We start from the raw sequence: 19,111 nt of genomic DNA on the forward strand, positions 1-19,111 counted from the left end.
CGCGATGGTCGCCGTATTGTCCTGCGGTGCATGCGCGTTCGATCCGGCGGAGTTGCCGCTGCCCGGGGCCGGTGTGGCCGGGTCCGGCTATCACATCCGTATCGAGTTCACCGATGTGCTGAATCTGCCCGCGCGGGCCAAGGTGATCGCCAACGGCGCACAGGTCGGCGTCGCGACGAATATCGCGCTGGCACAGCCGGAGCGGGGATCGGGCGGACACGTGGTCGTCGACGCCGAGATCGAGGACGCGGTCGAACTGCCCACCACGACGACGGCGGTACTGCGGCAGAACACGCTGCTCGGCGACATCCACATCGCGCTGACCACGCCCCCGGACGGCTTCGGGCGGCTCCTGCACGACGGCGACGCCATTCCCGTCGGCCAGACCCGGCCCGCGGTCCGCGTCGAGGACACCCTGGCCGGGGTCGCGACATTCGTGCAGGGCGGCGCGATCGACCACCTCCAGGGCCTGATCACCGACCTCAACGGCGTGCTGCCGGAGGACCCGGCGCAGACCGCGCGCATCTTCCAGGTACTCGGCGCCGATGCCGCGGATCTGTCCGCCGATCTGGATCAGGTCGACCATCTGCTCAACGGCCTCACCAAGGATTCCGAGGTGATGAATCGCCGGCGCGACACGTTGGCCGAGTTGCTCACCGAACCCGCCGTCGAACAGCTGTCGGCCTCCGTCGCGACCATCGTCAACGTGATCGGCGTCCTCGGCGGCATGGCTCCGGTGGCGCACGCGCTCACCTGGCTCGCCCCGGTGGCGCAGTCCGCCGACGGCGCGCTCGGCGCGGTCTTCCCGCTGCTGTTCACCAGTCGGCCGCTGGATCTGCGGGCGCCGTCGAATCTCAATGCCCTGGTGGCGGTGATCCGCGACAAGATCATCCCGTTCGTCGAGCACGGGCCGAAGGTGCGGTTGCGCGGGGTGACGGTGACACCAGAGCAAGGGCCGCCGGTATCCGCCGACGACCAGGTCGAACAGATTCTGCGGACCCTGCGGATGATCGGAGTGGTGCGATGAAGGCGCGATCGGTGTTGTCCCTCGGCGCGATCGCCGTCGTGTCGGTCGTGGGCTCGGCGTATCTCGCCTTCGGTGTCGTGGGCGTAGATCCGTTCGCGGAGTACACCACCGTCACCATGCGGGTGGCCGACTCCGGTGGTCTCGCGACCGGGTCGCCGGTGCTGCTGTCCGGGATCGAGGTGGGGGAGATCGCGGCCGTCGACTCGACCGCCGCCGGTGTGCGGGTGACGATGGATATTCGCTCGGTGTACCAGGTTCCGGCCGACAGCCTCGTCACCATCGAGAATCTGTCCTGGCTCGGCGAGCCCTACGTGGAGTTCGCGCCGCGGGCGCCGGGCGGGCGCAACCTGCGCGACGGGGAGGCGGTCGATACGGCGCTCGTGCGGCCGCCGCTGTCGATACCGGAGCTGGCCCGGCTGGTCACCCGGGTGCTGGGCCGGATCGACCCGGCCGCCGCCAACTCCCTCGTCGACACGTTCACCGCGGCGCTGACGGGAACCGACGCGGTGGTTCCCGAGTTGTCGCGGTCCACCGGGCTGCTCGCCGCCGCCATCGCCGACCGGTCGCCCGCGGTCGGGGAACTGCTGCGCGACCTACAGAGCATCGCGCCGGACATGGCCGACGCCGGGCCCGCGATGACGGTCGCCCGGCCGCCGCTGATCGAATTCGGCCGGCGCGTGGACGATATCGCCGAGTCGATCGGCCGTCTCTTCCGCACCGGGGACGCGCCCCGGATGTACCAGGAGGACATGGGCCTGGTGCCGTTCGTCCACCGGCTCGGCACCTGGGTCGACGAGATCGGCCCCCAGCTCGCCCCCCTGGCGCCCATGCTCCAACCCCTCGTCCAAACCGTCGTCACCGCCCTCCCACGGGTCGACCTCAGCGCCCTCATCTCCGCCGCCCTCGCCGCCACCGACCCCGCCGACGGCGCCATCCACCTACGCATAGCCCTCAACTAACCTCCGACCGCGCAAAGGATCCCACCCATGCCCCCGGAACCCAACCCCCGCAACGCAATTCCCGACGCCACGCCAGACCGCTCAACCCTGGACAGCATTCTCGCCGAGACGGGCAACGCCACCTCGCAAGCCCCGGAGACCGCCGCCTCGGAAGGGTTCGCCGCAGTCGCCGCCGAACTCGATGGTGCGAGTACGCCGCACGAGGGCATGCCGGACCCGCACAACGCGGGGACCGGCGACGAGCCCGTAGAGGCTGCCGTCGATCCGAACGCTGCGGCATCGGTAGCTGCGGGTGACAGTAAAACGCTTGGGCAACAAGGCATCCCAGAGGCGGTCGCGAAACAGGCGGCCACGCCGGAGGGTGGTGTCGGCACGGCCGAAGAGGTGGGGGAGGAACAGGCTGGGAAGGGTGGTCGGAACGGGGGCGGGGTGCGGAGCGTGTCGGTGCCATTGTCGGCGATTGCTGTGGGGGCCGGGGTGGTGGTGTTGGTGGCCGGGCTGGCGGTGGCGTGTTTCGGGTGGTGGTCGGCTCGGGACGAGGTGGAGGGGATGCGGTCGGGGGCGGCGGGGGAGCGGCATGCCGAGCAGGTGGCCACGGACTATGCGGTGGGGGCGTCGACCATCGATCACCAGAATGTCGCGGCGTGGGTGAGCAAGCTCAAGGCCAACACCAGCCCGCAGCTGGCGAACAAATTCGACGCCACCGCACCGAAATTGGAGGAGATCCTGCTGCCGCTGAAGTGGACCTCCACGGCCGTGCCGATCGCGGCGAAGGTCGCATCGGCGTCGGGTGGCGTGTACAAGGTCAACGTCTTCGTCGACGTCACCTCCACCAATGCCCAGAACCCCAAGGGCGGGCAGATGACGGTCACCTACAACGTCACCGTAGACAGCAACGGCGGCTGGCAGATCACCGACGTCGGCGGACTCGACGGCGCCCTGCCCACCCGCTGAGCTCACCCTGGCACGGCGAACAGCCGCACCAGCACCTCCACCGCCGACTGCTCGACCTCGGGCAGTTCCTCCGGGAACCCCGCGCTGATCGGCCCCAGCACCAGCTCCTCGATCGCCCCCACCGCCGCCGTGAACATCGCGCCCGGTGCCGGGGGCCAGTCGGGGTGCACCGCCCGCGCCCGAATGTGCCACTTCCGCAGGATGTCCGCGATCCGCTGATATCCGACATTGCGCAGCGCCAACCCGAGTTCGCCCATGCCCGGCAGCTCGATGATCAGGCACCGCGTGAATTCCGGTTCGGCGGAACATAATTCGAGGTATCCGCGAATGCTCCGCCGCAGCTCGTCCAGCGGGTCGCTGCGCTCCGCGGGCGATTCCAGCGCGGCGAACACCACCTCGGCGCCGGCCAGCGCGGCGTCCAGGAAGCACTGCTGCTTGTCGGTGAAGTGCTGATAGAACTCGCGACGCGAAACCCGCGCTCGCGCAACGATATCCGCGACAGTGGTGGCGGCGTACCCCTTCTCCGCCACCGCCGAGATCACCCCGCGCAGCAGCCGCGACCGCTGCTCCTCGCGGGCCTGTGCGGCCGGGAGGCTGCTGCGCCCCCGCGGTAATCCCGGCTTGGACGCGTCGTAGACGCCCGACAACTGCGTCACCCCAACGCCTCCCACCACCTAGCCGACGACCAGCCATTCTATGCGCCGGAAACCGGCCCCCGGATCAGTAGGTGTAGAAGCCGCGCCCGGTCTTGCGGCCCAGATATCCCGCCTCGACCATGCGGCGCAGCAGCACCGGCGGGGCGTACTGCGGTTCGCCGAACTCCTGGTAGAGCGATTCCGCCACGGCGAGCGTGACATCCAGGCCGATGGTGTCGGTCAGGCGCAGCGGGCCCATCGGGTGGGCGCAGCCCGACACCATGCCCTCGTCGATGTCCTCGGCGCTGGCGAAGCCGGTCTCGAACATGCGGATCGCCGCGCACAGGTAGGGAATGAGCAGCGCGTTGACGATGAACCCGGCCTGGTCCTTGGATTCGATGGTGCGCTTGCCCAGCACGTCGCGGGCGTAGGCGGTCACCGAATCGGCCACGGCCCGTTCGGTTTTCAGCGTGACCACGATCTCGACCAGCGGCAGCACCGGCACCGGGTTGAAGAAATGCAGGCCGACCACGCGGCCGGGCCGGGTGGTGGCGTTGGCCAGCCGGATCACCGGGATGGAGGAGGTGTTGGTGGCGAGGATGGTCTCGGGGGAGACGATGGCGTCGAGCTTGCCGAAGAACTCGGCCTTCAGCTCCTCGATCTCCGGGGCCGCCTCGACCACCAGTTCCCGGTCGGCGAAGTCGTCGATGGTGACGGTGAGCGTGATGCGGGCCCGCGCCGCGTCGGCGTCGGCCTGCTCCAGCCGACCGGACTTCACCGCCCGCGCCAGCGACTTCTCCAGGCGGGCGACGGCCGCGTCCGCGGCTTCCGCGTCGCGCTCCAGCACCAGCACCTCACCGCCGGCTCGCGCGGCCACCTCGGCGATGCCCGCCCCCATCGTTCCGCCACCGATCACGCCGATCCGTTGCACGCGTCTCTCCTTCGTCCTGCGGCGTCGCACCGGCCCCCGGCGCGACAACTTTCGCTACGAGGGTCGCACAGCCCCGGTCCGCCCTGTCGCTCGGTGCGCTCGACGCCGACCTCTGATACACCGGGTGTATGACAACACCTTCGTCCGACGAGATCTTCGAATCCGCTTATCGCGGTGAGCGACCCGAGATGGGCGGGGGTCGTCCGCCGTGGAGTCTGGGCGAGCCGCAGCCCGAGATCGCCGCGCTGATCGAGGCCGGGAAGTTCCACGGCGAGGTGCTCGACGCCGGTTGCGGCGAGGCCGCGCTGTCGCTGCACCTGGCCGCGCGGGGTTTCACGACGGTCGGCCTGGACCAGTCGCCGACGGCGATCGAACTCGCGCGCAAGGAGGCCACGGCCCGCGGTCGGTCGAACGCGAGCTTCGAGGTGGCCGACATCAGCGCGTTCACCGGCTACGACAACCGCTTCGGCACCATCGTCGACAGCACCCTGTTCCACTCGATGCCGGTCGAATTGCGCGAGGGTTACCAGCAGTCGATCGTGCGTGCCGCGGCCCCCGGCGCCTCCTACTTCGTGCTGGTGTTCGACAAGGCCACCGTGCCGGTGAACCCGGTCCACCCGGTCACCGCCGACGAACTGCGCGATATCGTCGGCCGCTACTGGACGATCGACGAGATCCGCCCCGCCCGCATCCACGCCCATCTCCCCGACCATCTCCCCAACCTCGACGAGATGATGGGCGCGGGCCTGTGCGACGAAGGCAACGGCCGCAAATCCATCCCGGCCTGGCTACTGTCGGCCCACCTCGACTGATCGCCTCGTCAACGACGATAGGGTTCGGTCAGCGCGGTCGGCGTCCGGGCGACCGCCAGCACATCCGCCGGATAATCGGGCCCCGCCTTGTAAAAGCGGGCCCGGGTGCGGCCGACAGGCTCCAGGACGCCGAGCGCCACGAGATCACGCAGATCACGTTGTGCCTGCTGCACACTCAGCCCTTCGGCCTGCTCGTAGCGTGTCCGGCGGACCCGGCCGGACAGCGCTACATCGTGCAGCGCGCTGACCGCCCGTTCGTCTATGCGGATACCGGCTAGATACTCTTCCAGCATCGACCACACGGTACCGGCGCGAACCCAGCGCGCGTGCACGGTCTGCGCCTGCTGGTGATACGCGGTCAGATTGAACCTGATCCATTCGGCCACATCCTGATCCGGCCGATACGTACTGCCGCGCCGACCGAGCACCTGGTAGTACTCCCAAGTATTACCGGGCCTCCCCAGCCAGGCCTCGATGGACGAAAACTCCGGTGCGAGAACGCTTTCCCGAGCGATGAGCAACGTTTGCAGGGACCTCGACATCCGCCCATTGCCATCCGCCCAGGGGTGGATGGAGACAAGGTGCAGATGGGCCATCGCCGCGCGGACGAGCGGGTGTGTGCCATCGTCGGCATCGAGCCAGTCCACCAGTTCCGCCATCAACTGTGGCACTTCATCGGCGTCCGGGGCGGTATATGCGGCGATGCTCGGGTCGCGGGCATCGGTGACATACACCGGTCCGCGTCGCCATTGACCGGCCGGTCGTCGCTCGGTGTGCCGGTGCCCCTGCAGCATCCAGTGCAGCGAATTGAGCAAACCCTTGCTGTAGGCGAAGTCATCTACGTCGTGCAGTGTCTGGATGTAGGTCATCATGCGCTCGTAGGCGAGCGTTTCGGCCTTGTCCTCCTCGGAGACTTCGACATCACGTTCACCTGCGATCAGGTCCTCGACATCGACGGTCGAAACCTTGAACCCCTCGATGGAGTTCGATGCCGCGACAGCATCCGCTGTCAGGAATTTGCGCAGCGCGGCGGCCCATCTTCCCGGCTCGGAGCGCACTGCATGGCACAGGTCAGTGCGCATTCGGTCGACTTCGGTCAGGACGTGTTCGTCGATGGCTGTCAGGGCCGGCGTCGGGAACAGCATGACCCGTGCGCCCGGCCTCAGCTGTTGCTGTAGATGCGGTCGGGGGTGATGAGGACGGCGGTGCGGTGTTCGGCGGTCATTACTCGGTCGTATTCGTCCCAGTCTTCGTGGGTACCGCCTGCGGCGGTGAAGATTTCGCGTAGGAGGAGGCGGAGGCGTTCGGGGTCGATGGTGGGGGCTGGGTCGTCGGGGCCGGCGATCCACACAGGACCCTCGGCGGCGGCCCATTGCCAGCCGACGCGGGCGACGGCCGTCGTGCGGGGGCGGGCGCGGAGGTTGTCCAGTTTGCGGGTGCCGCCGCGGACCACCATGCCCACCACTCGATCGCCTGTCACCGGGTGTGGCAGCACACCGGCGTTCACCAAGGACGACTGAATGCTGCCGTCCGCCCGGGCGGTCGACACGACGCACAGGCCGTGATCACCGGCGAGCAGCCGTGCGAAATCCGCGAGATCGGTCACGTGCGGAGTCTACGTGCGCCGTACCCGCCCCGCGGTCGTGAACGGGGGACTCAGCCGTGGCGCACCGCGGCCAGTACGGGTTGCGCGAGTTCGGGGCGGCAGATGAGCAGGTCGGGCAGGTACGGGTCGGGCCGGTTGTAGCGCAGCGGCGAGCCGTCGAGGCGGGAGACGTGCAGTCCGGCCGCCGCGGCGACGGCCACCGGTGCGCACGAATCCCATTCGTACTGACCGCCGGAGTGCGCGTAGACGTCGGCGATGCCGCGCACGACGGCCATCGCCTTCGCGCCCGCGGACCCCATCGGCACCGGCGTCGCCGACAACTCGGTCGTCAACCGCTGCACCTCCCGCGACATCCGGCTGCGGGACACCGCGACGCGGACGGGTCCGGAGTGCGCGGGAGCGAGTGGGGGCGGTTCGCCGGTGTGCAGCACGATGCCCTGCGCGGGCAGCGCGACCGCGCCCGCCTCCGGCGCGCCGTCCACCGCGAGCGCGACGTGCACCGCCCAGTCGTCGCGGGGCGGCTGGCCGTACTCCCGGGTGCCGTCGAGCGGGTCGATGATCCATACCCGCGACCGGCCGAGACGCACCGCATCGTCGGGACTCTCCTCGGACAGCACGGCGTCGTCCGGCCGCTCCTGCCGCAGCCGCTCCAGCAGCAGCGTGTTGGACCGACGGTCTCCGACGGCCCCGCCCTCCGCCCGGATGGCGAGCAACAGCTCACCGGCTTCCTCGGCGAGCGCCGCCGCCAGGTAGTGATCGTCCATGCCCGTCCTAATCCTCGGTACCCGACCGAGTATGCCCGCCCGCCACGGCGTGTTGATCACCCGGTCCACGGGCGCTGCGGTTGCGGATTACGGCGTTACCGCCACGGTGCGGCGTCCGGGGAGCGCAGGAGGTGGCGCGCGGTGGACATGCGGTGCACCTCGTCCGGCCCGTCGTAGACGCGGGCGTAGCGGGCCTGCCGGTACATGCGTTCCAGCGGGGTGTCGGCGGTCAGGCCGAGCGCGCCGTGCACCTGGATGGCGCGGTCGATGACGTTGTGCAGCATGCGCGCACCCCAGAATTTCACCAGGCCGACGCGCACCCGGTAGTCCTCTCCGGCGTCCATCGCGCGGGCGGCGTCGAGGGTCATCAGCCGGGCGGCGTGGATCTCGGCGGCGGATTCGGCTATGTACCTGTGGATTTCGCCCTTCTCGGCAAGCAGGGAGCCGTGCGCGTACCGGGTGTTGGCCCGCTCGCACATGAGTTCGTAGGCGCGCTGGGCCTGCCCGAGCCACCGCATGCAGTGGAAGATCCGGCCGGGGCCGAGCCGGTCCTGCGCCACGGCGAAACCCTTGCCGCGCTCGCCCAGCAGGTTCTCGGCGGGGACGCGCACGTCGGTGAGACGGACTTCGTAGTGGTCGCTGGGGTCGTGACCCATGGTCGGGATGGAGCGCACGATCTCGAAGCCCGGAGTATCGGTCGGCACGATGATCGCGCTGATCCTGGCGTGCTTCGGGACGTCTTCCGGCTCCGTCCGGGCGAACACGGTGCAGTAGGCGGCCTGTTGCGCTCCGGTGGTAAACCACTTGTGCCCGTTGATAACCCAGCTGTCGCCGTCGAGTTCGGCGCGACTGGCGATCAGGGTCGGGTCCGAGCCCGCGACCTCCGGTTCGGTCAGCCCCACCGACGGCAGGATGTCGCCGGCCACCATGGGCGGGATCCAGCGGCGGCGCTGCTCCTCGGTACCGTGCCGGTGCAGCATCAGCGTGTCCTGCATGGAGACCGAGCCCACCGCCAGCTGCCCGAACTCCGAACGGCCGATGATCTCGTTCAGGTGGACGAAGTCGAGGAACGGCACACCGCCACCGCCGAGTTCGGCCGGATGGCCCAGCGCCCACAGCCCGAGTTCCTTGGCGCGCTCGCGCAATCGGGACAGCGCGGCCGCGTCATCGGCGGCCAGCGCCGACTCCTGCGGAATGACCTCCCCGTCGATGAAAGCTCGCATGCGCGAGGCCGTTTCGGCCAGTTCATCCACGTGAGGACCTCCTCCGCCGTCCGATGCGCGCCAGCCGAACGATTTCTGATCGGAGACACTCGGAATGCCGCCGGGCCAAGACTATCCACCAGCCGGTAATCCCGTCGGCACATCGTCTTCGACTGTGGCAGCGGGAACTCCGTCCCTCCCGAAACCCTTGTCAGCTGTGGTGGACGGTGAGGATGTCGGCGAGCGGGCGGCGCGGGGTGGGAGGTAGTTCCGGTTCACCGGCGGGGGCGGTGCCGATGCGGACTACGACCTGTGGCGCGGCTCGGTCGGGAAGGAGGTCGGCGACGGCGCTACGGCCCGCGGGAAGTTCGGTGACGTGGGTGATCGGGCAGGTCGCCAGGCCGGCGGCGGTGGCTTCGAGCAGGACGGCGGACAGGGCCTCGCCGGTGCGCAGCCACTGTGGCGTCGCGTCGCCGTACGAGCCGAGCGCCACCAGTTCCGCGCGATCGGTGAGTGCGGGGCGACGCATCGAGTGCGGGACGGCGGGGAATTCCCGGCCGACGTCGACCCGGGCGGATTCGGCGGCCGAGACCCGCGCGCTCTCCGGCACGCCCTCCGACGCGCCGGAATGTCCTGTCCACCAATGCAACTCCATCTGATACAGGGCGTCGTCGTCGCGGGCGGTGGCGGCGCGCGCGGACACCTTTGCCAGCTGTTCGCGGGCGGCGTCGTCGAGCACCTCGAGGGCCAAGTCGTGCGGTGACACCAGCTTGCGCAGGGCGGGCAGCAGCTCGTCCCAGCCGCGCGGTTCGAGCAGCGGGAGGCGGTCGGTGCGCCGCCGCTCGATCGCCGCCGCGCGCGCCGCGATGCCCGGCGGGGGATCGGGCCAGGGCCGGAACTCGAGCGCCGCCAGGTGGTCCGGGCGCGCGGGGTCGGGCAGGCGGGTGATGTCGGTGTGCCAGCCGCGGGCCGCGAACGCGGTGCGGACGTGGTGCAGCATGGCGCCGCAGCTGATGACCTGCTGGCGGCTGTGCGGATCGGCCGCGGGCAGCATGCGGTCAGGGTCGGTGTGCAGATGCAGTTCGCCGTCGGCGAGCACCCACTGCCAGGGCTGGGTGTTGTGCACCGACGGCGCCCGCTGCGCGAGCCGCAGCACCGCGAGGATGGTCTCCTCGTCGGGTTCGGCGCGGGTGCCGGACGGGTTCGGGAAGGTCATGGTTCCAGCCTCCGTTGGGTTCGGTGACCCGTCAGGGTCGTGCGTCCAGGGCGGCGGGCCAGTGCTCACTGTCCATGCTGGGCGTTGCCCTGAGTTTGCGCAAACACCGCGTGGGTGCCGGAGGCACAATGCCGGGTCAGCGGACGGATACCGCGGCACGGACCGCTCCCGGGCTCGGCCCACGCCGGGTCCACGGCCGGGCGCGCAGCAGTCCGTCGACCTCGCAACCCGGCCAGTAGGGCGCTCACGTCCGAGCCGTGTAAACCCGCTGCCGCACGCTTCGCGCGGCGGTCCTATTCGGCCCCGGTGAGCACTCCGTTGTGCCCGGCGAGCAGTTCGGCGAACGGTGTCGGGGCCGGGAGGGAATTGCCGGAGGTGCGTGCGCGGGGCGGTTGCTCGGCGCGGAAGCCCGCGACCGTGGTCTGTTCGGCGAGCACGAGCGGTGCGAACTCCGCGGCGGCGCGCCGGACCCGTTCGGCGAGGCCTTCGGAGCCGAAATCCGCTGTGGCCGCGAAGATTCCGGTCGGCGCGACGACCGCGCGCAGATAGCTGAACAGCGGCCGCATGGCGTGGTCGAGCACCAGCGCGTGGCGCGGGGTGCCCGCGGTGGCGGCGATCAGCACCGGCATGCCGTTGAGCGCGTCGGGGTCCAGGATGTCGATGAACATCTTGAACAGGCCGCTGTAGCTCGCGGCGAACACGGGCGTGACGGCGATGACCCCGTCGGCCGCGGAAATCTTGTCCCGGACCGCGGCGACCGCCGGTGTCGGCAGGCCGCCGGTGGTCATGGTGGTCGCCAGATCCGTTGCCAGCTCCCGCAATTCGACCACCTCGAAGTCGACGGATTCGCCGCGCGCGGTGACGGCGGCGGCCACCGCGCCGGACAACTGGTCGGCGAGCAGCCGGGTGGTGGAGGGCTGGGACAGTCCTGCGGTCAGGACGACGACGGTGCGGCTCACGTCATTCCTTCCGGGTTTCGGCGAGCATGCGCTCGCGGGCGGGCTCGACGAGGTGGTACGGCGTGTCCGGCCCGGCGGCCACCAGCGTGGCGTGGGTCGGCGGGTCGCTGGGCACGTGTGCGGGACGACGTGCCTCGAACTCCCGGCGCAGCACCGGCACGACCTCGCGGCCGAGGATCTCGAGCTGTTCCAGCACCACCTCGAGCGGCAGCCCGGCGTGATCCATCAGGAACAGCTGACGCTGATAATCACCGACGTTGTCGGCGAAGCCGAGGGTGCGCTCGATGACCTGCTCGGGTGTTCCCACGGTCAGCGGGGTGAGTTCGGTGAACTCCTCCAGCGACGGTCCGTGGCCGTAGACGGGCGCGTTGTCGAAGTAGGGCCGGAAGAACTTCTTCGCCGCCGCCTCGGTCTCGGCCATGAACACCTGTCCGCCCAGACCGACGACGGCCTGGTCGGCGGCACCGTGCCCGTAGTGCTCGTAGCGCTGCCGGTACAGGTGCACCATCTGCGCGGTGTGCTCGGCGTTCCAGAAGATGTTGTTGTGGAAGAAACCGTCACCGTAGTAGGCGGCTTGTTCGGCGATCTCCGGCGAGCGGATGGACCCGTGCCACACGAACGGCGGCGTCCCGTCCAGCGGCGCGGGCGTCGAGGTGAAGCCCTGCAGCGGAGTGCGGAACTTGCCCTGCCAGTCCACTCGCGGTTCGCGCCACAGCGTGCGCAGCAGGTGGTAGTTCTCGACGGCGAGCGGGATGCCCTCGCGAATGTCCTTGCCGAACCAGGGGTAGACGGGGCCGGTGTTGCCGCGGCCCAGCATCAGATCCACCCGGCCGTCGGACAGGTGCTGCAGCATGGCGAAGTCCTCGGCGATCTTCACCGGGTCGTTGGTCGTGATCAGCGTCGTCGCGGTGGACAACTGCAACCGCTCGGTGCGGGCGGCCACGTAGCCGAGCAGGGTGGTCGGCGACGACGGCACGAACGGCGGATTGTGGTGCTCACCGGTGGCGAACACGTCGAGCCCGACCTCTTCCGCCTTCAACGCGATGGCGACCATCGCCTTGATGCGCTCGGCCTCGGTGGGCGTCCGGCCGGTGGTCGGGTCGGCGGTGACGTCCCCGACGCTGAAGATTCCGAACTGCACGGTGTCCTCCTCGGTTCTCGCTCCACCAATTTGGTGGACATGGCAACCAAGGGAACACGGTACCGTGCGCGCGTATTCCGGTGGTCCCCGCGTGCGGGGGCGGTGCACGCCGGGACGGCCTCCCGGGACCTACCGGTGTGCGCAAACCAGTTCCGACGCGGCGGTGAGCCGGGCGCCGAAGGCCAGCCACAGCGACCCGTCCGTGACGCGCTGCAAGGTGTAGCGGTGTTTGCCGTAGCAGGCCCGCGACACCGTGGACAGTGGAGCCTTGCCGACGATCCGGTAGGGATGCCGGCCGATGCGCACTGTGTGGTCCATACCCTGTTCCGCCTCTCGCTCGATGGTGGTCTCGATCGCGAGGCCACTGTCGCAACGGGTGGCTGAAGCGGGCCTGAACCGGCCTGAAATCGGGTTCAGGAAGCCGTCTTTCGTTCACCGACCGGCGGCCAGCACCGCCGCGAGGCCTGCTCGCAGGTCATCGACGAAATATTCGGGGACTTCCAGGGACGGGAAATGTCCTCCGGTTTCGGGGGACCGCCAGCGGACGATCTGGCGGTACCGTTCCTGTGCCCAGGGGCGCGGGTATTTCTCGATGTCGCGGGGATATACGGTGATCGCCGACGGGACGTCGACCCGGAGTTCGGGGGCGAGGGAGTTGTGGCTTTCGTAGTAGATACGGGCCGCCGACGCGCCGGTCCGCGTCAGCCAATACAGCGTGACGTCGTCGAGAATGCGATCCCGGGAGATCGCCTCGAACGGGCTGTCCTCGGTATCGGTCCACTCGGCGAATTTGTCGAGGATCCAGGCGAGGAGCCCGACCGGCGAATCGACGAGCGAGTAGCCGATGGTCTGCGGCCGGGTCGCCTGCTGCTTCGCATACGCGGCGCGATGGCGCCAGAAATCACGGGTTTCCTCGGTCCATTCGCGCTCGAGTGTCGTCAATCCGTCGGTGGTAGAGCCGGGCGGTGCCTGCGCGGTCGTGGTGTGGATGCCGAGCACGTGCTCCGGGAACCTGCCGCCGAGGATGGTGGTGATGACGCCGCCCCAGTCGCCGCCGTGGGCCAAGAATTTGCGGTAGCCGAGCCTTCCCATCAGTTCCACCCATGCGGCCGCGATCTTTTCGATGCCCCAGCCGGTGGTATCCGGTTTGTCGCTGTATCCGAAGCCCGGTAGCGACGGAGCCACGACGTGGAACGCCGGCGTATCCGCATCTTCCGGATCGGCCAATTCGTCTATTACATCGATGAATTCGGCAACGCTGCCCGGCCAGCCGTGGGTCAAGATCAGCGGAGTGGCATCGGCGCGCGTGGATCGTCGGTGCAGGAAATGGATTCCGAGATCGTCGATTGTCGTGCGGAACTGGCCGATTCGGTCGAGGCGCGCTTCGAACGACCGCCAGTCGTATTCCGTACGCCAGTAGTCCACGAGATCGACGAGATCGGCGAGGGGGACGCCCTGTTCCCAACGGCGCGGTCCGGGCGCGGCGCGAGGGACCGTCTCGGCTTCCGGTAGCCGCGCGGCGGCTAATCGCGCGTGGAGATCGGCGAGGTCGGCGTCGGTCGCGTGGGCTTCGAATGCGTGCACGTCGCTGGCTGGACTGTTCATGAGACCTCCTGGCTGTCGATCGGCGGCCACGACCCCTCGTGAACCGGCTAAGACGGTTCTAACATGCCGTCGGATGGGTGTGCAACCGGCTATGGTGGTTCCATGCCTGCTGGGTTTCCTGACTTCCGCCTCGGTAATGTGCTGGCGACCAGCTTCACCGGGACTCTGTCCGAGCGCTATGGCGATGCCGTGGAACGCATTCCCACGCCGCGGCGACTCGTCGACTGGCTGGCGGTGAACGGCCTGGCCGTAAACTCCTGCACCGCAGCCCAACTCGAACTCGCTCGGGAACTGAGGGAATCGATTCACGCCGCCGCGACAGCGGCCGCGACCGGGGACGCTCTCCCCGCGTCCGCCGTGCGTATCATCAACGACCGCAGCATTCAGGGCCGGGCGGTGGCCGTTCTGACGCCCGAGGGCAATCGGCAATGGCGACTCAGCTCGCCGTCCTGTGTGGAAGACGCACTGGGAGTCATCGCCGTCGACGCGATCGGCATCATCGCGGGCGAACGCGACGGAAAATTGGCCCTGTGCGCCTCGCCGACCTGCCGAGCCGCCTTCTTCGACACCAGCCGAAGCCGCACCCGCAGATGGTGTGACATGAATACGTGCGGCAATCGGGAGAAGAAGGCGCGCTTCCACGCCAGCCATCGCAAAGGCGCCGCGTCAACGGAGTGAGCGACACACGAGCCGGCTCAGGGATGCAGGCCCTCGACTGCGAGGCGTAGCAGGCGGCGGGCCGCCGGTTCGTCACCCTCGGTGGCGATCGAGATGGCATTGACCAGGTCGAGCAGGTCGGCCAGGGATACCCCGGCGCGGACGGCGCCCGCCTCGACCGCATGCGTCATCAGCCCGCCGGCGGCGTCGGAAACCCAAGCGTGGCAGGAGGTGTCGGGCCGCGCGGGCATGGCGAGGGACATGGCCAGGCCGCGGGTGTTCGCGGTGTAGACGGTCAGTTCCTCCAGCCAGCGAACCAGACCGTGCGCGGGATCCTCGCGGGCGAGTTCGTCCGCGCGGCGGCAGAGTCGTTCGACGCCGTCGTGAAATATCTCCTCCAGCAACGCCTGTCGCGAGGGGAAGTGCCGGTGCAGCGTCGCCGAGCCGATCCCGGCCCGCCGGGCGATCTCCTCGAGCGACACCCCGGCGCCGTCGCGGGCGACCAGTTCCGCCGCCACGGTCAGCAGCCGCTGGTGATTGCGCTGCCAATCCGACCGCTGCGGTCGTGCCGCACGGGTCGGCGCCATCGCCCTCTCCTCTCGCCCTCGACAAAACGGGGTGCTCCTCCATATGCTAGTCGGCATGAAGTGGGGTACCACCCCATTTATGTCGAGAGGAGTCCGAGATGTCATCGAGCGATGGGTTCGTGCTGGTCACCGGTGCTACCGGGCGGCAGGGCGGTGCGGTCGCCCGGGCGCTGCTGGCCGACGGTGTGGCGGTGCGCGCGCTGGTGCGTGATCCGGATTCCGGCCGTGCCCGCGCGGTGGCGGATCTGGGCGCCACGCTGGTACGCGGTGATCTGGGCGATCCGGATTCGCTGCGCGCGGCCCTCGAGGGTGCCCGCGGCGTGTTCTCGGTGCAGATGCCCGACATGGCCGATCTCATGGGTGACGCGGAGGTCCGCTACGGCCGCGCCCTGGCCGAGGCGGCTCGTGCGGCCGGGGTGTCGCACCTGGTGCACACGTCGGTGTCGGGCGCGGGCCGTGATCCGCGCGAAATCGACGAGGAGCGCTGGGGTGCGCATATGGGGCACTATTGGCGCAGCAAGGCCGCTGTGGAGCAGGTCGTGCGGGAGGCGGGCTTCCGGTACTGGACGATTCTGCGGCCGTCGACGTTCATGGAGAATTTCGTCCGGCCGTCCTTCTACTTCGCCGGAGGTGATTCGGATCGTCTGCTGGTCGCCGTCGATCCGGATACCCCGCAGCCCTTCGTCGCGGTGGACGACATCGGGGCGGCCGCGGCCGCGGCGTTCGCCGATCCGGCCCGGTTCCATGGCGTCGAACTCGAACTGGCCGGTGAACGCCTGACCTTCCGCACCGCCGCGAAGCTGCTGTCCGAGGCGCTCGGCACGACGATCGAACTTCCCGACAGTCCGGAAGACGCTGCGGCGCAAGGTTTGCTGCCCGAATTCGTCCGGTCGCAGCGATACGTGAGCGCACATCCCGCACCGGCGCACCCCCGAGCCGCGCACGACTTGGGTTTGCCCACTACGACTTTCGCGGAGTGGGCCACCACTACCTTCCGCGCATAACGGGCCTGGATGTCGACGCGATACGGCGAATCAGGCGGTCACCTCCGCCAATTTGCCGGTGGCGACGTCGAAGACGAAGCCACGCAGTGACGTCGTCTTGGTGACGAAGGGGCTCGCTTCGATGCGGCGCAAGGATTGCCGCACATCCTCGTCCAGGTCGGCGAATGCCTCGGCCGCCCATGCCGGCTTCAGTCCCGTCTCGTCCTGTATGCCGCGCTTGAAGTCGTCGTCGGTGAAAGTCAGCATGCCGCAATCGGTGTGGTGGATCAGGATGATCTCGGTGGTGCCGAGCAGCCGCTGACTGATTGCCAGTGAACGGATCTCGTCGTCGGTCACCACGCCGCCGGCATTGCGGATGACATGGGCCTCGCCCTCCTGGAGACCGAGGATGCGATACACGTCCAGGCGGGCATCCATGCAGGCGACCACCGCGACGTGCTTGCTCGGCGGCAAGGGGAGTGGACCGCTGAACTGCGCGGCGTACCGCGCGTTGTTGTCCAGATACTCATCGGTCACGGTCATGTGCGCGAACCTCCGAAGGTTTCGATATGCGAATGTGCGCATTCACGGTGGCAGGCCGGGCGCCGATGCCGCGATGGATAGACCCACGCTGAGTTGAAACCTGGCGTGTCGATATCCGCCTCGGGATGGGTGTACCGGGGCGGAGGGGAGCGGTACGCTCGCGGTGGGCCGCTCGAGAGGATGAGCTATGAGTAGTCGCATTGTTGCTCGGCAGTGCACCCTGTGTGAGGCGCACTGCGGGATCCTGGTCACCGTCGAGGGAGATCAGGTCGCGCGGATCGAGGGAAACCCGGAAGACGTTCTCTCCCAAGGATATATCTGCCCGAAGGCAACGGCGATGGGCGGACTGCACCACGACCCCGACCGGCTGCGGACGCCCGTGCGGCGGGTTGCCGACGGGTTCGAGCCGATCGGCTGGGACGAGGCGTTCCGGGAGATCGGGCAGCGCCTGCGCACGATCCGGCGCGCGCACGGGCCGAGCGCGATCGCGATGTATCTGGGTAATCCGGCGGCGCACAGCTCCTCGGTGCTGTACGGGGCACTGCTGCGCATGGCGCTGCTGACGCGCAATTTCTACACCGCGTCCTCCATCGACCAGTTTCCCCAGGAGTTCGCGGCGTGGCGGATGTTCGGTTCGAACGTACTCATGCCGATCGCCGATATCGACCGCACCGACCGGCTGGTGATCCTGGGCGCGAATCCGGCGGTGTCGAACGGCTCGGTGACCACGATGCCGAATGCCAAGCAGCGCATCAAGGATGTGCGCGGCCGCGGCGGGAACGTCGTGGTGATCGACCCGCGGCGCACCGAGACCGCGCGGCTGGCCGACGAGCACATCGCCGTAGTCCCCGGCGGCGACGTCCATCTGCTGCTGGCCGTGCTGCACGTGCTGGTCACCGAAAACCTCTGTGACGACACGGCGATTCGGCGGCAGTGCGCGGGCTGGGACGACCTGCGCGCGCTGGTCGCGGACTTCACTCCGGAACTGGCCGCGCCGCACGCGGGCGTCGACGCGGAGACCATCCGCCGCTTCGCGCGCGAGCACGCGGCCGCCCCGTCGGCGGTGCTGTACGCGCGCATCGGCGTGTGCCAGCAGGTGACCGGCACATTGACGCACTGGCTGGTGAACACGATCAACGCGGTCACCGGAAATCTGGATCGTGCGGGCGGGCAGATGTTTTCGACGCCGCCCGTCGACGCGCCCCGGGCCGGCAAGTATTTGTCCATGGGCCACGGCGCGTGGACCGATCGCTCCGGAAAGTACAAGTCCTTCCGTTCCGAACTGCCGGTGGCGGCGCTGGCCGACGAGATCCTCACCGAGGGTGCGGGACAGGTCCGGGCGATGATCACCTACGCCGGTAATCCGGTGCTGTCGACGCCGCAGGCGGGCCGCCTGGACGCGGCGCTGGAATCGCTGGATTTCTATGTGGCCGTGGACATGTACATCACCGAAACCACCCGGCATGCCGACATCATCTTGCCGCCGGTGTCCCCGCTGGAACGCGAAGACGTCAACCTGTTGTTCCCCGTTTTCAGCGTGCGCAACAACCTGCGGTACGACGCCCGCGTCTTCGAGCCGCCGGCCGACGGCCTGGAGGATTGGCAGATTCTGGCGCGGATGGTCACCGAGTTGGCGCCGCTGCCCGCCCGCCGGTTCACCGGCCGCACTCTCAACGGCGTGTTCGAGCGGCTCAGCCCGTTGCGACTGGGCGCGCTGGGTATCGCGGCCGGTCCCTACGGTGTGCTGCGGCGGGGGCGGAAAGGCTTGCGCGTCAAGGATGTTCGCGAGGCCCCCGGCGGTATCGACCTCGGCCCGCTGCGGCCCCGGCTGCCCAAACTGATCGGAACCCGCGACCGTAAGGTGCACCTCGCCCCGACCGATTTCGTCGCCGCCGCCCGCACGATCGTGGAAGACCTCCGGCAGGCCCCGCCCGCCGGACCGGACGGCTACGATCTGCGCTTGATCGGCCGAAGGCACTTGCGCAGCAACAACTCCTGGCTGCACAACGTGCCCGCCATGGTGAAGGGCCGCGCCCGCTGCACCGTCCTCATGCACCCCGACGATGCCGACCCCCGCGACCTCGCCGACGGAGACTCGGTCAGCGTCTCCTCCAGCACCGGCTCCATCGTAGTGACCGTGGAGATCAGCGACGACATCCGCCGCGGCACCGTCGCCATCCCGCACGGCTGGGGCCACCAGGAGCCGGGCGTCGGCTGGCGACTGGCAGCCTCCCTCCCCGGCGCCAACGTCAATCTCCTCCACGACCCCGCGCTGGTGGATCCCCTATCCGGCACCTCCGCGGTGAACAACACCTGGGTCAGCGTCACGGCCACATCGTCGGACACCCCGGAGCGCTCGGTCGAAGCGGCAGCGGCGAGCGCGCCGTAACCCCGCGACAAGCTCATCCGGCCAGGGGGGGGGGCAACAGCCCGCCCGGGGGGGTATTTTGGCTATGAGTAGGATTAGGGTAACCCCACCGCCCGGAAGGGGGAGTGTTCGAGCGAGCGGGGGGCCACCACGAGGCTGGGG

20 protein-coding genes are annotated in these 19,111 nt (G+C 69.1%); 7 read left to right on the top strand and 13 right to left on the bottom strand.

What is annotated here, in order from left to right; all coding sequences use genetic code 11:
- The first annotated feature begins 4 nt into the window (after nt 1-4).
- From QH470_RS18925 to QH470_RS18935, 3 genes are read left to right on the top strand one after another with little or no spacing between them, the layout of a single operon-like run.
- A complete protein-coding gene (locus QH470_RS18925) occupies nt 5-1,027 on the top strand; it encodes an MlaD family protein (RefSeq protein ID WP_280273715.1) in 1,023 nt (340 codons plus the stop codon).
- Nucleotides 1,024-1,986 carry an MlaD family protein gene (locus QH470_RS18930; protein WP_280273716.1) on the top strand — a complete coding sequence of 321 codons (963 nt, stop codon included), beginning with the start codon at nt 1,024-1,026 and terminating at the stop codon, nt 1,984-1,986. Before QH470_RS18925 ends, QH470_RS18930 begins: the two co-directional genes overlap by 4 nt.
- 27 nt (nt 1,987-2,013) lie before the next feature.
- The gene (locus QH470_RS18935) at nt 2,014-2,940 is read left to right on the top strand and encodes a hypothetical protein (RefSeq protein ID WP_280273717.1); all 927 of its coding nucleotides are present in this window, start codon (nt 2,014-2,016) and stop codon (nt 2,938-2,940) included.
- Nucleotides 2,941-2,942: 2 nt separating this feature from the next.
- Here QH470_RS18935 and QH470_RS18940 read toward each other — a convergent pair whose 3' ends face one another.
- Together QH470_RS18940 and QH470_RS18945 are read right to left on the bottom strand one after the other, a co-directional pair.
- Nucleotides 2,943-3,596, bottom strand: coding sequence for a TetR/AcrR family transcriptional regulator (locus tag QH470_RS18940; RefSeq protein ID WP_280273718.1), 654 nt, complete (start codon nt 3,594-3,596; stop codon nt 2,943-2,945).
- A 64-nt stretch (nt 3,597-3,660) separates the two neighbouring features.
- A complete protein-coding gene (locus tag QH470_RS18945; protein WP_280273719.1) occupies nt 3,661-4,506 on the bottom strand; it encodes a 3-hydroxybutyryl-CoA dehydrogenase in 846 nt (281 codons plus the stop codon).
- A 128-nt stretch (nt 4,507-4,634) separates the two neighbouring features.
- Between QH470_RS18945 and QH470_RS18950 the strand changes: the two genes are divergently transcribed.
- Nucleotides 4,635-5,318, top strand: coding sequence for a class I SAM-dependent methyltransferase (locus QH470_RS18950; RefSeq protein ID WP_280273720.1), 684 nt, complete (start codon nt 4,635-4,637; stop codon nt 5,316-5,318).
- An 8-nt stretch (nt 5,319-5,326) separates the two neighbouring features.
- On the opposite strand, the gene QH470_RS18955 is transcribed toward QH470_RS18950, so the two are convergent.
- From QH470_RS18955 to QH470_RS18995, 9 genes are all read right to left on the bottom strand, one after another.
- Entirely contained in the window at nt 5,327-6,463 is a 1,137-nt protein-coding gene (locus QH470_RS18955; protein ID WP_280273721.1) for a Fic family protein, read from the bottom strand.
- Between the two features lie 17 nt (nt 6,464-6,480).
- Nucleotides 6,481-6,924, bottom strand: coding sequence for a pyridoxamine 5'-phosphate oxidase family protein (locus tag QH470_RS18960; RefSeq protein ID WP_280273722.1), 444 nt, complete (start codon nt 6,922-6,924; stop codon nt 6,481-6,483).
- Nucleotides 6,925-6,974: 50 nt separating this feature from the next.
- A complete protein-coding gene (locus tag QH470_RS18965) occupies nt 6,975-7,688 on the bottom strand; it encodes a 3'(2'),5'-bisphosphate nucleotidase CysQ (protein WP_280273723.1) in 714 nt (237 codons plus the stop codon).
- A gap of 95 nt (nt 7,689-7,783) precedes the next feature.
- Nucleotides 7,784-8,932 (bottom strand): acyl-CoA dehydrogenase family protein, encoded by a 1,149-nt coding sequence (locus QH470_RS18970; RefSeq protein WP_280273735.1) that lies wholly within the window; start codon nt 8,930-8,932, stop codon nt 7,784-7,786.
- A gap of 169 nt (nt 8,933-9,101) precedes the next feature.
- Nucleotides 9,102-10,106: an Acg family FMN-binding oxidoreductase gene (locus QH470_RS18975; protein ID WP_280273724.1), complete on the bottom strand. Its 1,005-nt coding sequence runs from the start codon at nt 10,104-10,106 to the stop codon at nt 9,102-9,104.
- Nucleotides 10,107-10,399: 293 nt separating this feature from the next.
- Nucleotides 10,400-11,065 (bottom strand): FMN reductase, encoded by a 666-nt coding sequence (locus QH470_RS18980; RefSeq protein ID WP_280273725.1) that lies wholly within the window; start codon nt 11,063-11,065, stop codon nt 10,400-10,402.
- A gap of 1 nt (nt 11,066) precedes the next feature.
- Nucleotides 11,067-12,206, bottom strand: coding sequence for an LLM class flavin-dependent oxidoreductase (locus QH470_RS18985; protein WP_280273726.1), 1,140 nt, complete (start codon nt 12,204-12,206; stop codon nt 11,067-11,069).
- Nucleotides 12,207-12,335: 129 nt separating this feature from the next.
- Nucleotides 12,336-12,524, bottom strand: coding sequence for a hypothetical protein (locus QH470_RS18990; RefSeq protein ID WP_280273727.1), 189 nt, complete (start codon nt 12,522-12,524; stop codon nt 12,336-12,338).
- A gap of 114 nt (nt 12,525-12,638) precedes the next feature.
- On the bottom strand, nt 12,639-13,811 hold the full coding sequence (locus QH470_RS18995; protein WP_280273728.1) for an epoxide hydrolase family protein: 1,173 nt from the start codon (nt 13,809-13,811) through the stop codon (nt 12,639-12,641).
- 102 nt (nt 13,812-13,913) lie between these two features.
- Between QH470_RS18995 and QH470_RS19000 the strand changes: the two genes are divergently transcribed.
- Nucleotides 13,914-14,489 carry a CGNR zinc finger domain-containing protein gene (locus QH470_RS19000; protein ID WP_280273736.1) on the top strand — a complete coding sequence of 192 codons (576 nt, stop codon included), beginning with the start codon at nt 13,914-13,916 and terminating at the stop codon, nt 14,487-14,489.
- Between the two features lie 17 nt (nt 14,490-14,506).
- On the opposite strand, the gene QH470_RS19005 is transcribed toward QH470_RS19000, so the two are convergent.
- On the bottom strand, nt 14,507-15,055 hold the full coding sequence (locus QH470_RS19005) for a TetR/AcrR family transcriptional regulator (RefSeq protein ID WP_280273729.1): 549 nt from the start codon (nt 15,053-15,055) through the stop codon (nt 14,507-14,509).
- Between the two features lie 98 nt (nt 15,056-15,153).
- Here QH470_RS19005 and QH470_RS19010 point away from each other — a divergent pair, with 98 nt between their 5' ends.
- Nucleotides 15,154-16,059: an NmrA family NAD(P)-binding protein gene (locus QH470_RS19010; RefSeq protein ID WP_280273730.1), complete on the top strand. Its 906-nt coding sequence runs from the start codon at nt 15,154-15,156 to the stop codon at nt 16,057-16,059.
- 30 nt (nt 16,060-16,089) lie between these two features.
- Here the strand turns inward: QH470_RS19010 and QH470_RS19015 are convergent, their stop codons facing one another.
- Nucleotides 16,090-16,581, bottom strand: coding sequence for a beta-class carbonic anhydrase (locus tag QH470_RS19015; protein ID WP_280273731.1), 492 nt, complete (start codon nt 16,579-16,581; stop codon nt 16,090-16,092).
- 187 nt (nt 16,582-16,768) lie between these two features.
- Here QH470_RS19015 and QH470_RS19020 point away from each other — a divergent pair, with 187 nt between their 5' ends.
- Nucleotides 16,769-18,970: a molybdopterin-dependent oxidoreductase gene (locus QH470_RS19020; protein ID WP_280273732.1), complete on the top strand. Its 2,202-nt coding sequence runs from the start codon at nt 16,769-16,771 to the stop codon at nt 18,968-18,970.
- Nucleotides 18,971-19,111 lie beyond the last annotated feature (141 nt).

This window comes from Nocardia wallacei, assembly GCF_029868745.1.
Lineage (GTDB): Bacteria > Actinomycetota > Actinomycetes > Mycobacteriales > Mycobacteriaceae > Nocardia > Nocardia wallacei_B.